Source organism: Devosia polycyclovorans (assembly GCF_042181575.1).
Lineage (GTDB): Bacteria > Pseudomonadota > Alphaproteobacteria > Rhizobiales > Devosiaceae > Devosia > Devosia polycyclovorans.
Map to the genome: position 1 here is coordinate 549,498 of NZ_CP170082.1, position 19,591 is coordinate 569,088.

The 19,591-nt window shown below is 62.4% G+C and carries 23 protein-coding genes; 14 read left to right on the forward strand and 9 right to left on the reverse strand.

Annotation, left to right across the window (positions count from 1 at the left end; all coding sequences use genetic code 11):
- Positions 1 to 51: 51 nt before the first annotated feature.
- Positions 52 to 1,086, reverse strand: coding sequence for an SDR family oxidoreductase (locus ACE4RL_RS02790; RefSeq protein ID WP_375599012.1), 1,035 nt, complete (start codon positions 1,084 to 1,086; stop codon positions 52 to 54).
- A gap of 78 nt (positions 1,087 to 1,164) precedes the next feature.
- Here ACE4RL_RS02790 and ACE4RL_RS02795 point away from each other — a divergent pair, with 78 nt between their 5' ends.
- Complete coding sequence (locus tag ACE4RL_RS02795) at positions 1,165 to 1,719, forward strand: TetR/AcrR family transcriptional regulator (protein ID WP_375599013.1); 555 nt, start codon at positions 1,165 to 1,167, stop codon at positions 1,717 to 1,719.
- Here ACE4RL_RS02795 and ACE4RL_RS02800 read toward each other — a convergent pair.
- The gene (locus ACE4RL_RS02800; protein ID WP_375599014.1) at positions 1,716 to 2,726 is read right to left on the reverse strand and encodes a Gfo/Idh/MocA family protein; all 1,011 of its coding nucleotides are present in this window, start codon (positions 2,724 to 2,726) and stop codon (positions 1,716 to 1,718) included. The genes ACE4RL_RS02795 and ACE4RL_RS02800 overlap by 4 nt on opposite strands.
- Before the next feature lie 195 nt (positions 2,727 to 2,921).
- On the opposite strand from ACE4RL_RS02800, the gene ACE4RL_RS02805 reads away from it, so the two are divergent.
- The 3 genes from ACE4RL_RS02805 to ACE4RL_RS02815 all read left to right on the forward strand — a co-directional run bounded on the left by ACE4RL_RS02805 (position 2,922) and on the right by ACE4RL_RS02815 (position 5,447).
- The gene (locus tag ACE4RL_RS02805; protein ID WP_375599015.1) at positions 2,922 to 4,274 is read left to right on the forward strand and encodes a hypothetical protein; all 1,353 of its coding nucleotides are present in this window, start codon (positions 2,922 to 2,924) and stop codon (positions 4,272 to 4,274) included.
- Positions 4,271 to 5,089: a hypothetical protein gene (locus ACE4RL_RS02810; RefSeq protein ID WP_375599016.1), complete on the forward strand. Its 819-nt coding sequence runs from the start codon at positions 4,271 to 4,273 to the stop codon at positions 5,087 to 5,089. The genes ACE4RL_RS02805 and ACE4RL_RS02810 overlap by 4 nt, the downstream gene beginning before the upstream one ends.
- Before the next feature lie 79 nt (positions 5,090 to 5,168).
- Positions 5,169 to 5,447, forward strand: a complete 279-nt coding sequence (locus ACE4RL_RS02815; protein WP_375599017.1) for a hypothetical protein — start codon at positions 5,169 to 5,171, stop codon at positions 5,445 to 5,447.
- Here ACE4RL_RS02815 and ACE4RL_RS02820 read toward each other — a convergent pair.
- Positions 5,437 to 6,651: a GGDEF domain-containing protein gene (locus tag ACE4RL_RS02820; RefSeq protein WP_375599018.1), complete on the reverse strand. Its 1,215-nt coding sequence runs from the start codon at positions 6,649 to 6,651 to the stop codon at positions 5,437 to 5,439. The two genes, ACE4RL_RS02815 and ACE4RL_RS02820, sit on opposite strands and share 11 nt — an antisense overlap.
- A gap of 57 nt (positions 6,652 to 6,708) precedes the next feature.
- A complete protein-coding gene (locus ACE4RL_RS02825) occupies positions 6,709 to 7,740 on the reverse strand; it encodes an LLM class flavin-dependent oxidoreductase (RefSeq protein ID WP_375599019.1) in 1,032 nt (343 codons plus the stop codon).
- Positions 7,741 to 7,935: 195 nt separating this feature from the next.
- Here ACE4RL_RS02825 and ACE4RL_RS02830 point away from each other — a divergent pair, with 195 nt between their 5' ends.
- Both ACE4RL_RS02830 and ACE4RL_RS02835 read left to right on the forward strand, forming a co-directional pair.
- The gene (locus ACE4RL_RS02830; protein ID WP_375599020.1) at positions 7,936 to 8,484 is read left to right on the forward strand and encodes a hypothetical protein; all 549 of its coding nucleotides are present in this window, start codon (positions 7,936 to 7,938) and stop codon (positions 8,482 to 8,484) included.
- An 85-nt stretch (positions 8,485 to 8,569) separates the two neighbouring features.
- Complete coding sequence (locus ACE4RL_RS02835; RefSeq protein ID WP_375599021.1) at positions 8,570 to 9,160, forward strand: acyloxyacyl hydrolase; 591 nt, start codon at positions 8,570 to 8,572, stop codon at positions 9,158 to 9,160.
- Positions 9,161 to 9,167: 7 nt separating this feature from the next.
- On the opposite strand, the gene ACE4RL_RS02840 is transcribed toward ACE4RL_RS02835, so the two are convergent.
- Positions 9,168 to 10,358, reverse strand: a complete 1,191-nt coding sequence (locus ACE4RL_RS02840) for an NAD(P)/FAD-dependent oxidoreductase (RefSeq protein WP_375599022.1) — start codon at positions 10,356 to 10,358, stop codon at positions 9,168 to 9,170.
- 410 nt (positions 10,359 to 10,768) lie between these two features.
- On the opposite strand from ACE4RL_RS02840, the gene ACE4RL_RS02845 reads away from it, so the two are divergent.
- Entirely contained in the window at positions 10,769 to 11,812 is a 1,044-nt protein-coding gene (locus ACE4RL_RS02845; protein WP_375599023.1) for an aspartate-semialdehyde dehydrogenase, read from the forward strand.
- Between the two features lie 167 nt (positions 11,813 to 11,979).
- The gene (locus ACE4RL_RS02850) at positions 11,980 to 12,861 is read left to right on the forward strand and encodes an EamA family transporter (protein ID WP_375599024.1); all 882 of its coding nucleotides are present in this window, start codon (positions 11,980 to 11,982) and stop codon (positions 12,859 to 12,861) included.
- A gap of 38 nt (positions 12,862 to 12,899) precedes the next feature.
- Here ACE4RL_RS02850 and ACE4RL_RS02855 read toward each other — a convergent pair whose 3' ends face one another.
- The 3 genes from ACE4RL_RS02855 to ACE4RL_RS02865 all read right to left on the reverse strand — a co-directional run bounded on the left by ACE4RL_RS02855 (position 12,900) and on the right by ACE4RL_RS02865 (position 14,616).
- On the reverse strand, positions 12,900 to 13,220 hold the full coding sequence (locus ACE4RL_RS02855) for a hypothetical protein (protein WP_375599025.1): 321 nt from the start codon (positions 13,218 to 13,220) through the stop codon (positions 12,900 to 12,902).
- Positions 13,221 to 13,373: 153 nt separating this feature from the next.
- Positions 13,374 to 13,625: a hypothetical protein gene (locus tag ACE4RL_RS02860; protein WP_375599026.1), complete on the reverse strand. Its 252-nt coding sequence runs from the start codon at positions 13,623 to 13,625 to the stop codon at positions 13,374 to 13,376.
- Between the two features lie 352 nt (positions 13,626 to 13,977).
- Positions 13,978 to 14,616 (reverse strand): carbonic anhydrase, encoded by a 639-nt coding sequence (locus ACE4RL_RS02865; RefSeq protein WP_375599027.1) that lies wholly within the window; start codon positions 14,614 to 14,616, stop codon positions 13,978 to 13,980.
- 73 nt (positions 14,617 to 14,689) lie between these two features.
- Here ACE4RL_RS02865 and ACE4RL_RS02870 point away from each other — a divergent pair, with 73 nt between their 5' ends.
- On the forward strand, positions 14,690 to 14,896 hold the full coding sequence (locus ACE4RL_RS02870; protein WP_375599028.1) for a DUF1737 domain-containing protein: 207 nt from the start codon (positions 14,690 to 14,692) through the stop codon (positions 14,894 to 14,896).
- Here the strand turns inward: ACE4RL_RS02870 and ACE4RL_RS02875 are convergent.
- Positions 14,893 to 15,465, reverse strand: a complete 573-nt coding sequence (locus ACE4RL_RS02875; RefSeq protein WP_375599029.1) for an NUDIX domain-containing protein — start codon at positions 15,463 to 15,465, stop codon at positions 14,893 to 14,895. The two genes, ACE4RL_RS02870 and ACE4RL_RS02875, sit on opposite strands and share 4 nt — an antisense overlap.
- A gap of 390 nt (positions 15,466 to 15,855) precedes the next feature.
- Here ACE4RL_RS02875 and sdhC point away from each other — a divergent pair, with 390 nt between their 5' ends.
- The 5 genes from sdhC to ACE4RL_RS02900 all read left to right on the forward strand — a co-directional run bounded on the left by sdhC (position 15,856) and on the right by ACE4RL_RS02900 (position 19,587).
- Positions 15,856 to 16,242, forward strand: coding sequence for a succinate dehydrogenase, cytochrome b556 subunit (gene sdhC, locus ACE4RL_RS02880; protein WP_375599030.1), 387 nt, complete (start codon positions 15,856 to 15,858; stop codon positions 16,240 to 16,242).
- A gap of 1 nt (position 16,243) precedes the next feature.
- Complete coding sequence (gene sdhD, locus ACE4RL_RS02885; protein ID WP_375599031.1) at positions 16,244 to 16,636, forward strand: succinate dehydrogenase, hydrophobic membrane anchor protein; 393 nt, start codon at positions 16,244 to 16,246, stop codon at positions 16,634 to 16,636.
- 7 nt (positions 16,637 to 16,643) lie between these two features.
- The gene (gene sdhA, locus ACE4RL_RS02890; protein ID WP_375599032.1) at positions 16,644 to 18,455 is read left to right on the forward strand and encodes a succinate dehydrogenase flavoprotein subunit; all 1,812 of its coding nucleotides are present in this window, start codon (positions 16,644 to 16,646) and stop codon (positions 18,453 to 18,455) included.
- Positions 18,455 to 18,742, forward strand: coding sequence for a hypothetical protein (locus tag ACE4RL_RS02895; RefSeq protein ID WP_375599033.1), 288 nt, complete (start codon positions 18,455 to 18,457; stop codon positions 18,740 to 18,742). The genes sdhA and ACE4RL_RS02895 overlap by 1 nt, the downstream gene beginning before the upstream one ends.
- Before the next feature lie 62 nt (positions 18,743 to 18,804).
- Positions 18,805 to 19,587, forward strand: a complete 783-nt coding sequence (locus tag ACE4RL_RS02900; protein ID WP_375599034.1) for a succinate dehydrogenase iron-sulfur subunit — start codon at positions 18,805 to 18,807, stop codon at positions 19,585 to 19,587.
- Positions 19,588 to 19,591: the final 4 nt, after the last annotated feature.

Sequence of the window (19,591 nt, forward strand, 5' to 3'; positions counted from 1 at the left end):
TGGACAATATCGCGGGTCAGGGCAAGAGGCGCGCGCCCTGGACGATCCTCGTCACACGATCCGGTTTTCAATCAGGGCATGCGTTGTCGCGGTGATTGAATCGTCGGCTGCGATCAGCGGGCGCCCGAGCAGGGCAACGGCGCTGCGCGAGTCGAGCGCCTTGAGCACGCCCAACTCGTTGAGGATGCCGCGCACATCCCGGTCGAACAGGGCATAGAGCCGGACGGCCCAGTCGGGCATGGGCAGGCGCGGCACCTTGCGGCTGGGAGCAGCCTTGCGGACGATTTGAGCGATCTCACCCATCAGCATGGATCTTTCGCCCATCGGGAAGCGCCGTCCGCCGGCATCGGGCGTGGTCATGGCCTTGACATGTGCCTCGGCGATGTCGCGCACATCGACGATGACAAAGGGCACGCGCGGCAGCGCTGGCACCGAACCATCCAGGAGGCGCTTGACCATCAGCGCGGAGGTGCCCGGATCCTCGTCGAGCAGCGGTCCCAATATGGCGCTGGGATTAATGGCGGTCAGGTCGGCTTCCCGCTTGGCGTCCCGCATGATCTCCCAGGCGCGCCGTTCTGCCAAGGTCTTGGATTCGATATAGGCATTGACGCCGCGACCATTGAGGTTAGTCCAGTCCGCTTCGGTGAAGGGCCTCGTCCGCGATTTTTCATGGCCATAGGCAATTGCCGCCATGGACGAGGTCAGCACGATCCGCTCCACACCTGCCTTGAGCGCTGCATTCAACGCTCTTTCGGTCCCTTCGACGGCGGGGCGGATCAGCTCCATCTTGTCCTCGGGCAGGTCGATAACGAAGGGCGAGGCGGTATGCTGGAGGTAGCGCACGCCGTCCATGGCAGCATCCCAGCCGGTGTCCGAGAGCAGGTCGAGTTCGACGAATTCGAGCCGTGAGACGTCGGCTCCGGCGCGGGCAAGGGTGTCGCGTACAGCCTCTGCCTTGGCCAATTTGCGTACGCTGCCCCGCACGATATAACCGGTCTCAAGCAAGCCCAGTGCTACATGTCCGCCCAGAAAGCCGGAAATTCCGGTGAGAAGGACACGGTCGGGTGTTGGTGTAGGCATGGTCATGGCTGGCCTCCTGCTGAATTGAACGATATATACGAACGTCGTTCAATTCGTTCAATAGCGACAGGGTACACATTCTCGATGAGCATTGACAGGCAAAGGGAAAAGCGGGGGCGTATACTTGATGCGGCGCGGGAGCTGTTCCTGCGTCAGGGCTTGCGGGCCACCACGATGGAGGCGATTGCCAGGGCCGCGCACATGGCCAAGGCCACGCTCTATGCCGAATTTCCCGACAAGGACGCGGTGTTTCTGGCCATTCTTGAGCACCTGGTGGCCGAGAAGCTGGTGCGGTTCGAGGCCGCCCTGGCCGGGCCGGAACCGCTTGTCGACCGCATAGGAGCAGCATTGGCAGCCGAATTCGGTGTCATTGCGGAAGCCCTGGCCGGTTCGGCCCATGCCGAGGAGCTGTTCTCGGCGCATCGCCTGGGTGCGGCGCTATTTGCTGCTTCGGACCGTACGGTGCGGGATCGGGTCACGACGGAATTGAGCGGCGCGGGCGTGAGTGATCCTGCAAGGCTGGCCCGGCTGGTGCTGGACGCCAGTTTTGGGGTGGCGCAGAAATCCATCGCTGCCGATACCCTGGCCGAGGACCTGAAACTGCTGGCGCGTCGCCTGCTGGGGCCGGAACTGACCTAGCGCTTAACGACTGCCCAGGCACCCGTCTTCTCGCTTTCGAAAATCGCGTCGATCACCCGCATGGTCCTGATCGCATCTTCCACGCCGTATGGCAGGGGCGTATTGCCCAGCGCGGCTTGGGCAAAGGCCTCGGCCTGCTCGGTATATTGATCGCAGGCGGGCAGGATTTCGCGGCGGGCCAGCGTGCCCTCGAGGGCTGCGCCCTGATCGATGGTGATGGCGGTCGGTGTATTGGGCGGGGCGTTGAAGGGGATGATGATCTCGGCCTTGGCCCTGGTTCCGAGAACCTGGACGCGCTGGTGCGGCGTGGCCTGGGTGGAGCAGATGAACGAAAGCTGGCGCCCGCCACCGAAATCGGCCAGGACGCTTGCCAGCCGGTCCGTGCCGAAGACCGGGTCGCGCTCGACCAGCGAAACGACCCGTTCAGGTTCGCCCTCGAAAAAGTAGCGCGCAGCCGTAATCGGATAGCAGCCGATATCCATGATGCCGCCACCACCGATATCGGCCTGGTTGCGCACATTATGCGGGTCGACATTGTGATAGGAAAAGACCGCGTTGATGGCACGCACTTCGCCCAGTTCACCGGAGCGGATGATCTCGCGAACCCGGTGCCATTGCGGATGGAAGCGGACCATAAAGGCTTCCATGAAGACAATACCGCTGGGAATCTCGCGCAGCTGTTCCGCCTCGGCTGCCGTGAGCGCGATCGGTTTTTCGCACAGCACGTGCTTGCCCGCCCGTGCTGCTGCCAGCGTCATGGGCACATGCAGATGATTGGGCAGGGGATTGTAGATGGCGTCGATATCAGGATCGGCAAACAGCTCTTGGTAAGAGCCATAGGCCCGTTCAATGCCAAGCTGGTCAGCCGCGGCTCGTGCCTTGGCCTGGTCGCGCGAGGCGATGGCGACGACCTCGGAACTGGGCGAGGCCTGAATGGCAGGAGTGACCTTCTGCATGCCGATATTGGCGGTGGAAAGAATACCCCAACGGATTTTTTGCCTGGTCATGCGTCTGCCCTTTGCTGTGCCAGCAACGGGTTAGCCCCGACCGGGGCAGTATGGCAAGGGGAAGCGAGCGTTCACCAAGACGTCATCACCCCGCCGTTAACTCTGGATTGCACTGCCTCGGTTCTGCCGAGAAGCTCATGTTAAGCTGCCGTTAACGGCCCGGTGGCGGGCCATTGTCTTGATGGGGGCCGGTTCATGCAGCTCAAGCCGAATGCCTTCCGCCTGCATGAAACGGCACGCGGGGTTGAAACCATGAGCCGGTTCGCGCTGGCCGTGCTGGCCTTGGCCTCGGGGGTCTATACTTATCTGGGCGTGCGCGGCCTGCTCGATGGTTCGGCGAGTTTCGTGTTCTTTGCCGCGATCATCTATTCGGCGGCCGTGTCAGTCGCGATCTACGCCTTCTGGACCTATATGATGCGCTTCATTCCGCTGGTGGTCAGCGGCGTGCAGCGGATCAGCCTGTTTCTCACCATGCTGGTGGGCTCGGTGATGATCATAGCCATGAGCTCCTGGCTCAATGCGGCCGCGCTGGCCGGCTCGGCGGCGCTGGAGCAGCATATGGCGGTGACATTGCAGGGCTATGCCGAAGATCTCGACAATGCCCATGCCAATGCCCTGGCGAGCCAGAGCCTCTTACCCGATGTGGAGCGCGCCTCAGCCCGGTTTGCGGCCTTGGCGCAGGACGAGCGCGAGAGCGGAGCACTGACCGGGACGCAGGGTTCGGGGAGCGTCGTGCAATTGCTCACCCAGATGAGCCAGCAGATGACACAACTCGCCGGCACGATTTCCGGGTCGCGCCAAGAGGTTTCGGCTCTGTTCGCGGAAGGGTCCGAACATCTGGCCACGATGCGCGAACTGGTTTCAACACCGGGACAGATCGAGCCCCGCTCTGATGCCTTCCAGGCCCAGGCGGTCCAGCTTTCGGCGGTCATTGCTGCTCTGCAGCAGACCGATGTGGCAGCCTCGGTGCGCCGCGCCGCGACCGATCTCTCGGCCGGCTTCATCGCGCCGGTGGCCGACGGCCGCGTCGGCGATCTGGCGGTGCGGCAAAACCAGGTGATGGCCACGGTACAAAGCTCGGTCGATGCGCAATCGGCGGCACTGGTGGCGGCGGCAGATGAAATTCTGGCGACGCCGCGTGTCGAGCAGCGGCGTTTTGTGCCGCTGTCCTCGGCGGAAGCTGTTATCCGCTACTGGAGCGACTTCGTGCCATCCTGGGCTGGCGCGATTTCCATCGACCTGCTGCCGGTCGTGCTGGTGCTGGTGCTGATGATCGTCAACGACGCCATGCGGCGCGAGGCCGAATCGCTCAAGGAAGCCGAGACCATCACGGCCGCAGAGATGCTGCGAGCCATGGCGCTCTACAGGCGGATGGAAGCACAGGGTGCCGCAGAGGCCGCCGCGGCGCTGTCACCGCAGATCGAAGAACCGGCCGACGAGCCCGAAGAGAGCAAACCTGCGGCTGCCGAGGTGGCGGGCGAGGAGGGTACCGTGACGCCGATAGAGACGGCGCAGCGTAAGCGCGGCGAGGGGCCGCGTCCGGCATGAAATCAGAGGCCAATGCCCGCGCCCGGTCCGACGAGGGTCCATTCTACCGCCATCTCCTGACCAGTCTCGCCCGCATCGAAGATGGCAGCATATTGCGCTTTGCCTTCTTCGCTTTGCTCGCTGGAACGATGGGTGTGCTCTATGTCGATTTCCGCGAGTTAAGCGCCAATGCGCCGGCGGATTTGACCTTCACGCCGCAGCCCATCCTCCCTCCCGCCTCGAGCGAGGAGGGGGGTGGAAGGCCCCGGCCGGCACTCAATACGCCGCCGGACATTCTCGATGAACCGCTGCGAATCGAGTTGACCAGTGGCGGGGTGTTGCGCCTGACCGGAACCATCGATCCGGGTTCGGCTCAAAGATTTGAACAGGAGATCGTTTCCAGAGGCGAATATGTGTCAACCGTGCTGCTGGATTCCCCTGGCGGGTCGGTGGACGATGCCCTCGAAATGGGGCGGCAGATATTGGAACACGGTCTCAACACACAGGTGCCTGACGGTGCGCTTTGCGCCTCGTCCTGCCCGATTGTCTTCGCCTCGGGCACTGAACGGGAAGCCGGGCGCGACGCGGCCATCGGGGTGCATCAGATCTATGCTGCAGCGCTGAGCGCCACGCCCATCGACGCCCTCAGCGTGGCGGGGGTCGCCATGGCCGATGCGCAAATGGCAACAGCACAAATCACCCGGCATCTGGGCCAGACAGGTGTCGATCCAGGCCTGTGGCTGCATGCGCTCGAGACGCCGCCCGACCGGCTCTATTATTTTTCACCCGAGGAGATGGAGCGTTATGCGCTCGTCACGCGGTGGATGGAGAATTGAATTGCCGAACGGGAACCGAAGGAGGATCGGCCCGTTTCGCGCGTGCGTCAAAAAGAGTTGCAGGCGAGGAGGAAAGACAATGAAGCAGGCCCATATGCTCACCCGGCACCGGGATATCCGGAACTGGGTGTCGGACCGCAGTGGTCGGCCGGCCATTGCGCGTGTTCGCGACCGTTTCGGCGATGAACGGGCGCAGCTGAAATTGCGGTTTTCACAAGCCAACGAAGGCCGCGTAGATGCGGGCATGAGCCCATGTTCATGGACCGCCTGGCTCGCCGAACTGGATCGGCAGAACCTGGCGCTGCGGGTCGATCCGACCGGGGAATGCGAGTTGGTCTCGCGTCAGGCTATGAACTGAGGCGATCTCGCTCTTCGGGCATGCTGGACGACTGGCTCGAACGCGTCGGCATGGGCATAGCCATGCGGACGCAATCGCGCCCGTCGTTCTTGGCCTCATAAAGAGCCGCGTCGGCGCGACGGAGCAGATCTGCCATGTGATCACAGGGCATCAATTGGGCGATGCCGAATGAGGCAGTGGCTGGTGTCTTGAGGCCGGTGGCACCAATGGGCAGGCTGCGGAAGGCGTGCCGTACGGTCTCGGCATAGAGCTTGCCTGTGGTCAGGTTGACGCCTGGCAGAAAGGCGCCGAACTCCTCGCCCCCCAGGCGCCCGATCACGGCACGAGGCGTGGCGCATTCCGCAAGGACCCCGGCGAAGGCGGCAATGACCGTGTCGCCGGTAGCATGGCCGTAAGTGTCGTTGATCTGCTTGAAGTGGTCGAGATCGGCCACAATCATCACGGCGGGCACGCCCGATCGTGCGGCCAGGGTCAGGGCGCTATCGCCCCGGTCTTCAAAGCCACGGCGATTGAGCAACCCTGACAGCGTGTCGGTCTCCGAACGCGCGGTCATATCGGCCATGACGTCGCGCACGATGATGAGCAGCATCATCAGGCCGTTGGCGATCAACAACACTGCGCCAACGGTCTGTGACACGGCGGCATATGTGGAAGTCATATAGGCCTGCGGCGCTGCGCCCGAGCCGATGGCCATAGCCAGCACCGGTTTGGCCAGAAAATGCAATGTAGAGACGAAGAAGATGGCCAACAGCGCAAGGTCGAGCGCCCGCTTGCGCTTGATCGCGAGGATGACGCCGACGCCGATCGCCTGCACCAGTGCATAAGGGGCCTGGTAGAGCAGATTGCGGACAAAGCTGGCGCGCGGCATTTCGAGAATGGCGAGGTTGACCAGCAGCGAAGCGATGACGGCAATGGCCAGCAGCAACCACGGCGGGCGAATGCGGTAGTGATGGGCCAAGCCAATGACACAGCCGGCCAGTGCGAGCAGAAAGACGGCAAAAATGCCAAAGCTGACGAGGCGGTGGTCGTTCTGAAAGGGCAGGACGAACTCGAGCACGACATTGAGCACGCCCAGCCCATAGGCAAAGGCGAGCCAACGCGCACCCAACGCCGAACGCTGATAGGCAGCAACGACGCCGAAGGCGGTGGCAAATATCCCTGCGATAAACAGGTTTATGGCCAGCACGAAGGCTGCTGCGCTCATTGGGACTGTACCAGGTTCGAACTCGGCCAATCGTAGTGGCAGGGGCAGAACGAGACGTTAATGAAATGCCAATTCGTCGCCAGCGCGCGGGGCAATGCCCAGTGCCTCTGCCAGAAGGGCGAAAGACCGGCGGCGCAGGGCGTAGTCATGGATGGTGGTGGTGATCATCACCTCATCGGCCCCGGCCGCATGGGCTTTTTCGGTGATGACCTCTGCCATCTGTTCAGGGCTGCCGACCAGCCAGAGGGACGACTGGTGCTCGATGACCTGGCGCTGCTGCGGCGAAAGGGCGCGGGCCGAAGCTTCTTCGGGCGGCATCAGGTGGCGCTGCTCACCGGTGACGAAAAGGGCCCAGCCCACGGCCTGGGAGGTCGCGAGAAATCGCGCCTCGTCCTCGGTAGGGGCGCAGATGGCCGAAAGGCAGAGAATGGTCTTGGGTTCGGGAAAGTCCGCGGACGGCTGGAAGGCCTGGCGATAGGCCGCGAATGCCGGTGCTGCGGGCGTATGGCTGAAATGAGCGGCAAAGGCGTAGCCGAAGCCCAACTGCCCGGCGGCCTGAGCGCTGGCTCCGGAGGACCCCAGCAGCCATTTGGGTGGCAGGGTGATGCCGCCGGGGGAGACCGGTACCCGAGAGAAGGGGTGGTCGGGCGGGAAGCTTTCTTCGTCAAACGCCATCAACTCGGCCAGATAGGCGGAGAATTCCTCTCCGCTGCCGCTTTTTAGGGCCCGCATCGCATAGCCATCGCCGCCGGGCGCGCGGCCCAGCCCGAGGTCAATGCGTCCAGGGTGCAGGGCCTCGAGCGTGCGATAGGCTTCTGCGATGCGCAAAGGGGCATGGTTGAGCAGCATGACGCCGCCCGAGCCGACGCGCAGGTCCCGCGTTGAGGCGGCGGCGCTGGCAATCAGGATCTCGGGGACCGAAGAGGCAATCGAAGGCATGCCGTGATGTTCTGCGTACCAGAGTCTGGTGTAGCCCAGCCGGTCTGCCTCGCGCGCCAGAAGGACGGTTTCGGCCATGGCCTGTTGAGTGGACGTGCCCTCGGCAATGGGCGCGAGATCCTGCAAGGAGAGCGTGAATGGCTTGGGCATGAATGGCTTTCGCATGAGTTTGCTTTGATCGGTAGTTCACGATGAACGGGTCCGAAATCAAGACCCCCGTCGATAATTGGCGTGTTTGGGAGCCCGCTCCAATTTAGTAATCAGTTAAAGACGTTGGTAACCAATGCTTGCATCTGCGGGCCTCGGGAGGCCCACTGAGTGCTTCCTCCCGGATCGAGCTGCGCTGTGCTACATCGCCTTTTTTCCCAAGTGCTCACCGTCGCCCTCTTGCTGGGTGCCATCACCTGTCCGGCCCTTGGTCAGACATTGCTTCTGGAAGTGCGTGGCGGTGTGGGCGTTGGCGAAATCGGGCAGAACGACATAAATCTGCTCGATCCAAGCCGCCTCCGCGAGATCAATGCCGAGCTGCTTTTGTCGATACCCAACCCCGCAACGCTTCTGCTGCCGGGCGAACTCAGACCTCATCTGGGGGCCAGCTTCGGACCTGAGGATGGCTACGTCTATGCGGGACTGAGTTGGACCTTCAGGGCCCCGGTTGTCCCGGTGTTTGTAGAGGCTGGTCTGGGCGGCGCTGTTCAGAGCGACGTGCTTGAGAAGCGCACCACGCGCTTTGGCTGCTTGGTGCAGGGGCAGGCACAGGCCAGCGTTGGGTTCGATGTTCTGCCCAATGTAGCCGTGATGGGGACTGTGCAGCATCTGAGAGATCTTGGGCTGTGCGGTCAGCCTGACAATCCAACCACTCGTGCAGGACTGCGCCTTGGCCTGCGCTTCTAGCAAGATTGATGGTTGGCTGCGGACTGCACGGTTGACTTCGGAACTGCGGCCATGGCCCATAGGGAGCAACAGGGATAAACGTGCGATGCGGACCTTTCTCTTTGCTACTATGGCACTGTCTGCCGGCCTGGCATCAGCGCCGGCTCTCGCCAATGACATGCTCAACCCACATCCATTGGCGGGAGTGGTGGATGAATTGCGCATCGGCCTGCATGCCCATCGCGTCCATCATGCCGCTCTGCCCTTCCTGGTTCAGGAATGGAATTTGGGCGACGTCGAAGATGTCAGCTTCGACGTCTTGTTCACCTCCCCCGATATCGATGCCTTCCGCTGGATCGGCGCGCCGCGCCCCGAGATCGGCACGACCATCAGCTTCGCCGGGCGCGATAGCCTGGTGCATGCCAATCTCACCTGGCAATTGCCGCTTTTTGATACGCCGATCTATCTTGAGGCCGGGCTTGGTGCGGCGATCCATGATGGCGCGCTGACCGGGGCGGGCCCAGGCCGGCAGAATTTCGGATGCCGGGTCAATTTCTACGAGCGCTGGGGCGTGGGCGTGAACATGAGCGAGAATGCGACGGCCACGCTGACCTATGAGCACACCTCCAATAATGGCTGGTGCGCCGCCAATGACGGGCTGTCCAATTTCGGCCTGCGGCTGGGCTGGAAGTTCTAGCCAGGCTTCAGGCGGCTTGTCCGGCAGCCCAGCCCGAGGCCCAGGCCCACTGGAAATTATAACCGCCCAGCCAGCCGGTGACGTCCACCGCCTCCCCAACAAAGAACAGGCCCGGCACCTCACGTGCCGCCATGGTCTTGGCGTCAAGCCCGGTGGTGTCGATGCCGCCCAGGGTCACTTCGGCGGTACGGTAGCCTTCCGAGCCAACCGGTTTGAGGCGCCAGTTTGAAACCTGCTCAGCCGCAGCCATCAGCTTCTTGTCCGACAGGTCGCCGATCATGCCGGGCTGGTTGATCAGTTCGCCCACAAGCTGGGCCAGGCGCCGGGGCAGCTTGTCGCTCAGCACGGTCTGGATATGCAGCTTCGGCGTTGCCTTGCGGGCGGCGCGCAGCAGTTCGAGGGCATCTTCGCCGGGCAAGAGGTCAACCGAAATGGCGTCGCCATCGCGCCAATAGGACGAGATTTGCAAAATGGCGGGGCCGGAAAGGCCGCGGTGGGTGAAGAGCAAGGCTTCTTCAAAGCGTGTCTTGCCGTGGCCGACCACGGCATTGGTCGAGACCCCGGCCAGGGGCTTGAGTTGTTCGAGCGCGCCAGGCTCGAAGGTCAGCGGCACCAGGGCCGGCCTTGTGTCGGTGACGGCAAGGCCGAACTGTCGGGCAATCTGATAGGCCAGCCCCGTCGCGCCCATCTTGGGAATGGATTTGCCGCCCGTCGCCACGACCAGGCTTGAGGCGGTCACGCGCCCGTCACCAACCATTACGTCGAAGCCGTCGGCGGTCTTTTCGATGCTGCCAACCTGCCGCCCGGTCCAGATTGCGGCGCCGGCGGCACGCAGGTCATTGGTCAGCATTGACACGATCTGGGTGGCGGGACCATCACAGAAGAGTTGGCCAAGGGTTTTTTCGTGATAGGCAATGCCCTGCTTCTTGACCCGGGCAATGAACATTTCGGGGGTGTAGCGGGAGAGCGCGGAGAGCGCAAAGCGCGGGTTCTGGCCGAGGAACCGTTCGCGGCCAAAGGTGTGAGTGGCGTTCACATTGGTGAAATTGCAGCGTCCGCCGCCTGAAATGCGGATCTTTTCGCCCGGATCGCGGGCATGGTCGACAACCAGAACCTTGCGGCCCCGTTTGCCGGCCTCGATGCCCGCCATCATGCCAGCGGCGCCTGCTCCCAGAACGATGACGTCAAAGTCGGGCATATGTTGGTTCCTTTGGGCCGGCGGGAAAGGGGCGGCGGCAGCGCCGGACCAGTTGGAGGCGCCTTCCCAACGCGGTATGCGCTGCAATGGGTGGCCGGATCAAGCCCTGGCAATGGAACGGCTGGGGGCCAAACCGTTCGGCAAGAACATTGACTCTTTCCTATTTCGGAGTATGAGAAGTCCTGCTTTTTGTAGGAAGCTAAGTTCGTCATGCGCAGCCGCAGCATCAAAGCAGCTCTTGCCACCACCCGGTTCACCACCGGGGGGATGCCGGCCATGACCAAAATCACCAAAACCGCCTGACGCTTTTCCCCGGGTCGCACTCCCGACGGGGAGAGGCGCAAAAGCATTGACCGCGATGCTGTGTCATCGTGCGGGGGGCGCAAATGGTAAGGAACCGGAGTTCCATTATGGGTTATCGTGTCGCTGTCGTCGGGGCCACAGGCAATGTGGGCCGCGAAGTTCTCAACATTCTGGCCGAGCGCAAGTTTCCGGCGGACGAGGTCTTTGCCTTGGCTTCGTCGCGCTCCATCGGCAAGGAATTGTCCTATGGCGACAAGGTGCTCAAGGCCAAGGACCTGCAGCATTTCGACTTCTCGAGCGTCGATTTCGCTATCATGTCGGCCGGCGGCTCGATCTCCAAGGAATGGGCCCCCAAGATCGCCGCAGCCGGGGCGATCGTGATCGATAACTCCTCCTACTGGCGCTACCACTCCGACGTGCCGCTGGTGGTGCCGGAAGTGAACGGGAATATTCTCGATCGCTGGCTCGCCGACCCCAAGCGGACCAATATCATCGCCAATCCCAATTGCTCGACGGCCCAACTGGTGGTGGCTTTGAAGCCGCTGCATGATGCGGCCAAGATCACCCGCGTGGTGGTGTCGACCTATCAGTCGGTCTCGGGCGCGGGCAAGGAAGGCGTTGACGAGCTGTGGAACCAGACCAAGGGCATTTTCGTCAATGACAGCCCGACCCCGGGCAAGTTCCCCAAGCAGATTGCCTTCAACGTCATCCCGCATATCGATGTGTTCATGGAAGACGGCTACACCAAGGAAGAATGGAAGGTGCTGGCCGAAACCAAGAAGATGCTCGACCCCAAGATCAAGGTGACCTGCACAGCGGTGCGTGTGCCTGTATTCGTGGGGCACTCCGAGGCGGTCAATCTCGAATTCGCCAACCCGATCAGTGCCGACGAGGCGCGTGACATCCTGCGCGAAGCGCCTGGCGTCTCGGTGATCGACAAGCGCGAAGCCGGCGGCTACGCAACCCCGGTCGAAAGCGTGGGTGAATATGACACCTATGTCAGCCGTATCCGCGAGGATGTCACGGTCGAGAACGGCCTCGCCCTGTGGGTGGTCAGTGACAATCTGCGCAAGGGCGCCGCGCTCAACACGGTGCAGATTGCCGAGACCCTGATTGAAAAGGGCTACAAGGCCCGCGCTTTGGCGGCTTGATCAACGGCGGGTGTGGGAGTAAGGCCCCTTCACCCGGTCGTCCGACCGGCCTCTCCTCCAGGGGAGAGGTGGCGCTGTTGCGGCGTCGGCTCCTTCATCACCTCTCCCTTGCGGGGGAGAGGTCGCGCGCAGCGGGTGAGGGAGCTTTCTTCTAGACACGGTGCCTTATGCCCCTTCGCCACATCCTTCTTGCCCTCTTGGTCGTTGCCATCTGGGGCTTCAATTTCGTCGTCATCAAATTGAGCGTCGAGGCCCTGCCGCCCATTCTGGCGGCCGCGCTGCGCTTTGCGGCGGCCGCTTTTCCGGCCGTGCTCTTTGTCAGGCCTCCGCGAGCCCCGGCCTGGATCGTCATTCTGTTCGGCCTTGCATTCGGGGTGGCGCTATACGGCTTTCTCAATCTCGCGCTCGCCTGGGGCATGCCGGCGGGCCTGAGCTCGCTGGTGCTGCAGACGCAGGCCTTCTTTACCATGGTGATCGCCTTTGTGCTCCTGGGCGAGCGGCCGAGCCGATTCCAGATCATCGGGGCGGGCATTGCCTTTGCTGGCATTGCCGTCATCGCTTCAGAGCGCTTGGAGGCAACCAATCTCCTGCCCTTGGGCATGGTGTTGCTGGCCGCACTGAGTTGGGGTGTGGCCAATGTGCTGACCAAGAAGGCCGGCAGGGTCAATGCGGTGTCTTTCACCGTCTGGGGCGTGCTGGCGGCGCCGCTGCCGCTGCTCGGCCTTTCCTTGCTGACCGAAGGCTGGCCGGTTGTTGCCGGTGCGTTGGCAGGATTTTCCTGGGCCGATGCGGGCCTGATCGCGTTCCTCGCCTATCCCGCAACGCTTCTAGGCGGCGGCATCTGGAGCTGGCTACTGGGCCGGCATCCGGCCTCGGTTGTCGCGCCCTTTACGCTTCTGGTGCCCATTACCGGGCTGGCCTCGGGCTATCTGGTGCTGGGTGAGACAATTACGCAGATCGAGGTGCTGGGCGCCTTGCTGGTGATCAGCGGGCTGATCGTCACGCTGCGCCGGGCCAAGAAGAGCGAGCCGCCGATCCGTCTGGACTAAATGAAAAAAGGCCGCGTTCTGCGGCCTTCTTCTGATGGTTATTCGCTCTTTTCGGTCAGCGACTGGGCCGGATCGAGTGGGACGGCCGGCTTGCTCATCGCATCATCCATGGGCGCTGGGGCCGGCAATGTGCTGGGCTGCAGCGCATTGAGCTCGTCGGCGCTGAGGCTGCCATTGGCATCCATATCAGCGGCGGTGAACTCTTCCTGGGTCAGGTCTGGCCAGACCGCCTGCAATTCTGCAAAGCTCAGTTCGCCGCTGGCGTCGAGATCCACATCGGCAAAGTTCATCGGGGTCTGGGCGAGCGCCGGGGCGGCCGCGATGGTCAGGGCAACTAGGCCCAGGGCAATCTTGTTCATAGGAAAAACTCCGTTTGGGGTGCCTTCACCCCGTTCATTGGTAGTAGGCCGCGGCCACCCCGGACGCCTGGGGTGGCCGGCTGGCGTCCCGATTTGAGCTTGCTGGCTGGAGTTCAGGGGGCGCAGCCAAACAAGTCACGGGACGGGCCGGGCTCACTCGGCGGCAGGTGCTGCAGAGGCTGCAACCAGCGCGTCATATTCTTCGACCGACAGCTCGCCATTGCCGTCAGTGTCGGCAGCGGTGAAGGCTTCTTCGGTCAGATCGGGCCAGGCAATCTGTGCTTCGGCCAGCGAGACACTGCCATTGAGGTCGGTATCGACCGCGGCGAAGTCGGTTGCAGCCTGGGCCATGGCGGCGCCTGAAAGGCCGAGGGCAAACAGCGAGGTCAGAATAATCTTCTTCATGGGAATTCTCCATGTTGACTGGCTAGGGGACGGCCGGAGCAGGCTCCGTGCCGACGGAGCGCTGTCCGGCGTTCCGTGAGCCAAACAATCGTGGAGTATTGTGTCTGGTCCGGGCTGGCAGCAGGGCACAGACGGACAAATTCGAGGGCAATTTTCGGGCGCTGTGAGAGGCTTGCGTTCCGGCAGCCTGATAATCACGAAAGCGTGAAAACGCAGGCGCCCTTAGCAAAGGACCGCGCGTTAGTGATCACGATTGCGGCGGGGCAAGTGCAAGTTTGGGGCAGAAACGGGACAGCCGCTGGGGCGCAAATTCTCCGCGCCGGTTCAATAGCGCTCCCAGCCGGCAAGGGGCCTAGAGCTGGGGGCGGATGAAGTCCCCATTATTGTCCATGATCCACAACTCACCGGTCGAAATGTCGAACCAGGCGCCGTGCACGGCCAGTTGCCCCGCGTCCTCAAGCGATTTCACGTAGGGGAAGGTACGCAGATTGCGAATCGAGTTGCGGATGGAGATGCGCTCCATGGCCGTCTGGCGCTCGGCGTCGGTCATGAGCGTGTTCTGGCCAAGCTGGCCGGGCAGCTCGCCCAGCATGCTCATCCACTTGCCGATGAAATCACCACTGTCGAGCGGCTTCATGTGCGGATCGAGCGCCGCCTTGATACCGCCGCAGCGGCCATGGCCCATGACCACGATATTGGAGACCGAGAGCCCCTTGATGGCGAACTCGATTGCCGCGGAGGTGCCGTGCTGGCCACCATCGGGCTGGTAGGTCGGCACCAGATTGGCCACGTTGCGCAGCACGAAGAGTTCGCCCGGGCCGGCATCGAAGATCATCTCGGGCGCCGCGCGGCTGTCGCAGCAAGCAATGATCAGAGTGGTTGGTTTCTGGCCGGATTCAGCCAGATCGCGAATGCGTTCTTTTTCCCGGGCATAGCGACCGGACATGAAATTGGCATGGCCATCGAGAAGGTGCTGAGGAAAGCTGTGCATGTCGTTTCGATTAGCTGTAAGAGGCGAGAAGATCAATCTCCGGCGTTGGGATGCCGGCACATGAGGGACATGCATGCTGATCTACAGATTTCTATCGGGCGAGGATGACAGCGCCTTCTGCCACAAGGTGACCAAGGCGCTGTCCGAGGGCTGGCAGCTTCACGGCGGGCCGACCTATGCCTATGACGCGGTGACCAAGAAGATGCGTTGCGGGCAGGCGGTGACGCGGACCGCCAAGGATCAGCCCTATGATCCGGAGAAAAAGCTCGTCGACTATTAGGCGCGCTCCAGCGCAACATGCTGGAGCAGGATGATGGTCTTGGCGTCCAGGATCCGCCCGTCGCGGGTCATGGCCAAAGCCTCTCCGAAGGGCAGTTCGACCAGTTCTATCTCCTCGCCCTCATGTTCGATCCCGCCGCCGGCGTGACGCAGCGTGTGTTCGCCATAGTGGCCCAGAAACAGGCTGACCTTCTCGGTGAGCGAGCCTGGGCAGGGATAGATGTCGCAGACGTGGCGGATGTCGGCCGGCGCGTGTCCCGTCTCCTCCAGCGCCTCGCGGGCAGCGGCGTCTGCGGGCGCGTTGTCGTCCAGCAGGCCCGCGCAAACCTCCAATAGGTCCGGATCGTCGCCATTGAGCAAAGGCGGCAGGCGGAACTGGCGGACCAGCAACACGGTGTCGCGCGCCGGATCGTGCAACAGCATCGCCGCCGCGCTGCCATGGTCATAGACCTCGCGCTCGAGCCGCTGCACGGTGCCCGATTTGTGGCGGTAGTCGAGGGTCACATTGGACAGCGTGCCCCAGTTCTTCACCAGCAGCTTGGCGCCAATGATGGTTATGCGGTCGGTCATGATGGTCCTCTCGGTGCAGGGATCGCATAGACTTTCAGTGCTGCATTGAAAAGTGCGACCGCTTTTAGAACTCGCTCCAGTCTTCAGAAGCCGCCCCGCCGAAACAGGCCTTGGCGGCACGTGTTTCCGGTTTGCGCAGCCTGCGGTGCATGTGGTCCTTGATTGGGCGAACGATCAGAACTTGTCGAGGGCCCCGACGCTCTCCGGACGCTGACACTTCGCATCTCGAACATGTTGTGCGATATTCGAACAAAGTGCGGTTTGCGCCGAAAGTTGCACTTTGGAGCGGGCTTAGGGCTTTGATTTGGCAACAAATGGGCGCTAAACGTTCGAACCATTCCAAACTGGACGCAGCATCACGCCGCATCAGGAAAGGCCCCGGAACGCCCCATGTCGGTCAGAGCCCGCCCCACTTCCCCGCATCTGCAAATCTACCGCTGGACCGTCACCATGGCGATGTCCATCCTTCACCGCATGACCGGCATCGCCAATTATGCTGGCATGGCCCTGCTGGCCGTCTGGCTGGTAGCCGCGGCCATCGGCCAGGATGCGGTGACGCAGGTCAATTACATTTATGGCAGCTGGTTCGGCCAGGTGGTGCTGTTCGGCTTTACCTGGAGCCTGGTGCATCACATGTGCGGGGGTCTTCGTCACTTCGTGTGGGACACCGCCGCCATGATGGAGCCGGGCCAGCGTGAAGCAATTGCCTGGGCCACGATCATCGCTTCGGTGATCATCACCGTTTTGATCTGGACCGTTTTTGTGTGGATGGCCTGACATGCGTGAAACCGTGATCACAACCGAGACCATTGCCAATCCGAAGTCGCATTATGGCAATGCAAAAGCGTCAACGCGCCATTTCATCACGCAGCGGGTGACCGGCGCATCCAACATTCTCTTTCTAGCTCTACTGCTGTTCATCGTGGTGCGCCTGGCCGGACAGGACCGCACAGATGTCGTGTCCCTGCTGGGGCAATGGTGGATCGGCCTGCCCTTTGCCGCCTTGATCGCCATCGTTGCCATTCATATGCGCAATGGCATGCGTGAAACGCTGGAGGATTACCTTGCTGGCTCGACATATCGTCTGGCCATGCTGCTCAACACGCTGTTCTGTCTTGCCGTCGCCCTTCTGGGCGCTGGCGCCGTGCTAAAAATCGTCTTCTGGGGTTGATCGAAAAATGGCTCAATACGAACTGATCGACCACGAATTCGACGTCGTGGTGGTCGGCGCCGGTGGCGCCGGACTGCGCGCCACCCTGGGCATGGCTGAACAGGGTTTCAATACCGCCTGCATCACCAAGGTCTTCCCCACCCGCTCGCACACCGTTGCGGCGCAGGGCGGCATCGCAGCGTCCCTGCAGAACATGGGCCCGGACAGCTGGCAGTGGCACATGTACGACACCGTCAAAGGGTCGGACTGGTTGGGCGACAATGACGCCATGGAATATCTGGCGCGCGAAGCGCCGGCGGCCATTTACGAGCTAGAGCATTATGGCGTGCCGTTTTCGCGCACCCAGGAAGGCAAAATCTATCAGCGCCCGTTTGGCGGCCACATGACCGAATTCGGCGATGGCCCGCCGGTGCAGCGCACCTGCGCCGCGGCCGACCGTACCGGCCACGCCATCCTGCACACGCTTTATGGCCAGTCGGTCAAGAACGACGCGCAGTTCTTCATCGAGTATTTCGCGCTCGACCTGATCATGGGCGAGAATGGCGAGTGCCAGGGCGTGATTGCCTGGAAGCTCGACGATGGCACGCTGCATCGCTTCCGCGCCAAGCTGGTGGTGCTGGCCACGGGCGGCTATGGCCGCTCCTATTTCTCGGCCACGTCGGCCCATACCTGTACCGGCGACGGCAATGGCATGGTGGCCCGCGCGGGCCTGCCGTTGCAGGACATGGAATTTGTGCAGTTCCACCCGACCGGCATTTATGGCGCCGGCGTCCTCATCACCGAGGGCGCGCGCGGCGAGGGCGGCTATCTCACCAATTCGGAAGGCGAGCGCTTCATGGAGCGCTATGCCCCCAATGCCAAGGACCTGGCCTCGCGCGACGTTGTTTCGCGCTGCATGACGCTCGAAATCCGCGAAGGGCGGGGCGTCGGTCCCAAGAAGGACCACATCTATCTTCACCTCGATCACCTCGATCCCAAGGTGCTGCATGAGCGCCTGCCGGGCATCACCGAGAGCGCCAAGATTTTCGCCGGCGTCGATTTGACCCGCGAGCCGATCCCGGTGCTGCCCACGGTGCACTACAATATGGGCGGCATTCCCGCGAACTACCACGGCGAGGTGCTCAACCCGACGACCGAGGATCCTAACCGCATCGTGCCGGGCCTGATGGCCGTGGGCGAAGCGGCCTGCGCTTCGGTGCATGGGGCCAACCGCCTTGGCTCGAATTCGCTCACCGACCTCGTGGTGTTTGGCCGCGCCGCCGCGCTCCGTGCCGGCAAGGTGCTGGACAAGGCGGCACCTGTGCCCGGCATCAACAAGGCCGAAGACGACAAGATCCTCGCCCGCTTCGATCGCCTCCGCAACGCCAATGGGTCCCAGCCCACCGCCAAGCTGCGTGACGAGATGCAGCAGACCATGCAGGCCGAGGCTGCCGTGTTCCGGACCTCTGACTCGCTCAAGAACGGCGTCAAGGCGATGAGCGAAATCTATGCGCGCCTGCCCGATGTCAAAGTCACGGACCGCTCGCTGATCTGGAATTCGGATCTGGTGGAAACCCTCGAGCTGGAAAACCTCATGACTTGCGCCATCGCCACCGTGGTCTCGGCCGAGGCCCGGCATGAGAGCCGTGGCGCCCATGCGCATGAGGATTTTCCCAATCGCGACGACGTCGAATGGCGCAAGCATACGCTGGCCACGATCGACACCGCCTCGGGCAATGTGGACCTCAGCTACCGCCCGGTCATCACCGACCCGCTGACGCCGCAGGACCAGGGCGGGATTGATCTCAAGAAGATTGCGCCCAAGGCGCGGGTGTACTGATGCGCGCGGTCCTGGCTGCGGGCATATTGCTGGCAAGCACTCTGTCTGCCTTGGCGGCCCCGCCGACGGCGGCGCAGAAGAACGAGTTCTATGCTGTCTGCATGGGCATTGCCCAGGATGCGAGCCTGTGCGGGTGCAAGGCCGATGCCGCCATGACGCTGATCGACGAGCGCTTCATGGGCGTGGTCATCGCCTCGATGAAAGGCGGTTCGCCTCAGCCGGCGGACTATGACGCCTACAATACCTACGTCGCCAAATCGAACCAGGTCTGCAAGCCGAACTACTGATCGGGCGAGACGAAATTTCCTTGGGGCCAAAACCCCGAAGTTGAGAAGGAAGAGCGAAGAAAATGGCCGAATTGACTTTGCGCAAGGCCGATCAGCCGCAAAAGGGCAAGACCTGGCCGAAGCCGGAGGGCGCGACGCGCCTGCGCGAATTCCATATTTATCGCTATGATCCGGACAAGGCCGACAATCCGCGCATCGACACTTATTTCGTCGATCTCGACGATTGCGGTCCGATGATCCTGGACGCGCTTCTGTATATAAAGAACAAGACCGACCCGACCCTGACGCTCCGCCGGTCCTGCCGCGAGGGCATTTGCGGGTCCTGTTCGATGAACATCAACGGCCTTAATACGCTGGCCTGCACCAAGGGCATGGATGACAGCTCCGGCCCGATCAAGATCTATCCGCTGCCGCATATGCCGGTGGTCAAGGACCTCGTCCCCGACCTGACCAATTTCTATGCCCAGCACCGCGCCATCGAGCCCTGGCTCAAGACCACTTCGCCCACGCCGGAAAAGGAATGGACGCAATCGATCGAGAACCGCGCCAAGCTCGACGGGCTCTATGAATGTATCCTGTGCGCGTGCTGCTCGACCTCATGCCCGAGCTATTGGTGGAACGGCGAGAAGTATCTCGGCCCCGCAGCCCTGCTGCAGGCCTATCGCTGGCTGATCGACAGCCGCGACGAGACCCAGCCCGAGCGCCTCGACAATCTCGAAGACCCGTTCAAGCTTTATCGCTGCCACACGATCATGAACTGCGCCAAGGTCTGCCCCAAGGGGCTGAACCCGGCCAAAGCCATTGCCCAGATCAAGAAGATGATGGTCGAGCGAAAGGCGGCCTGAAACC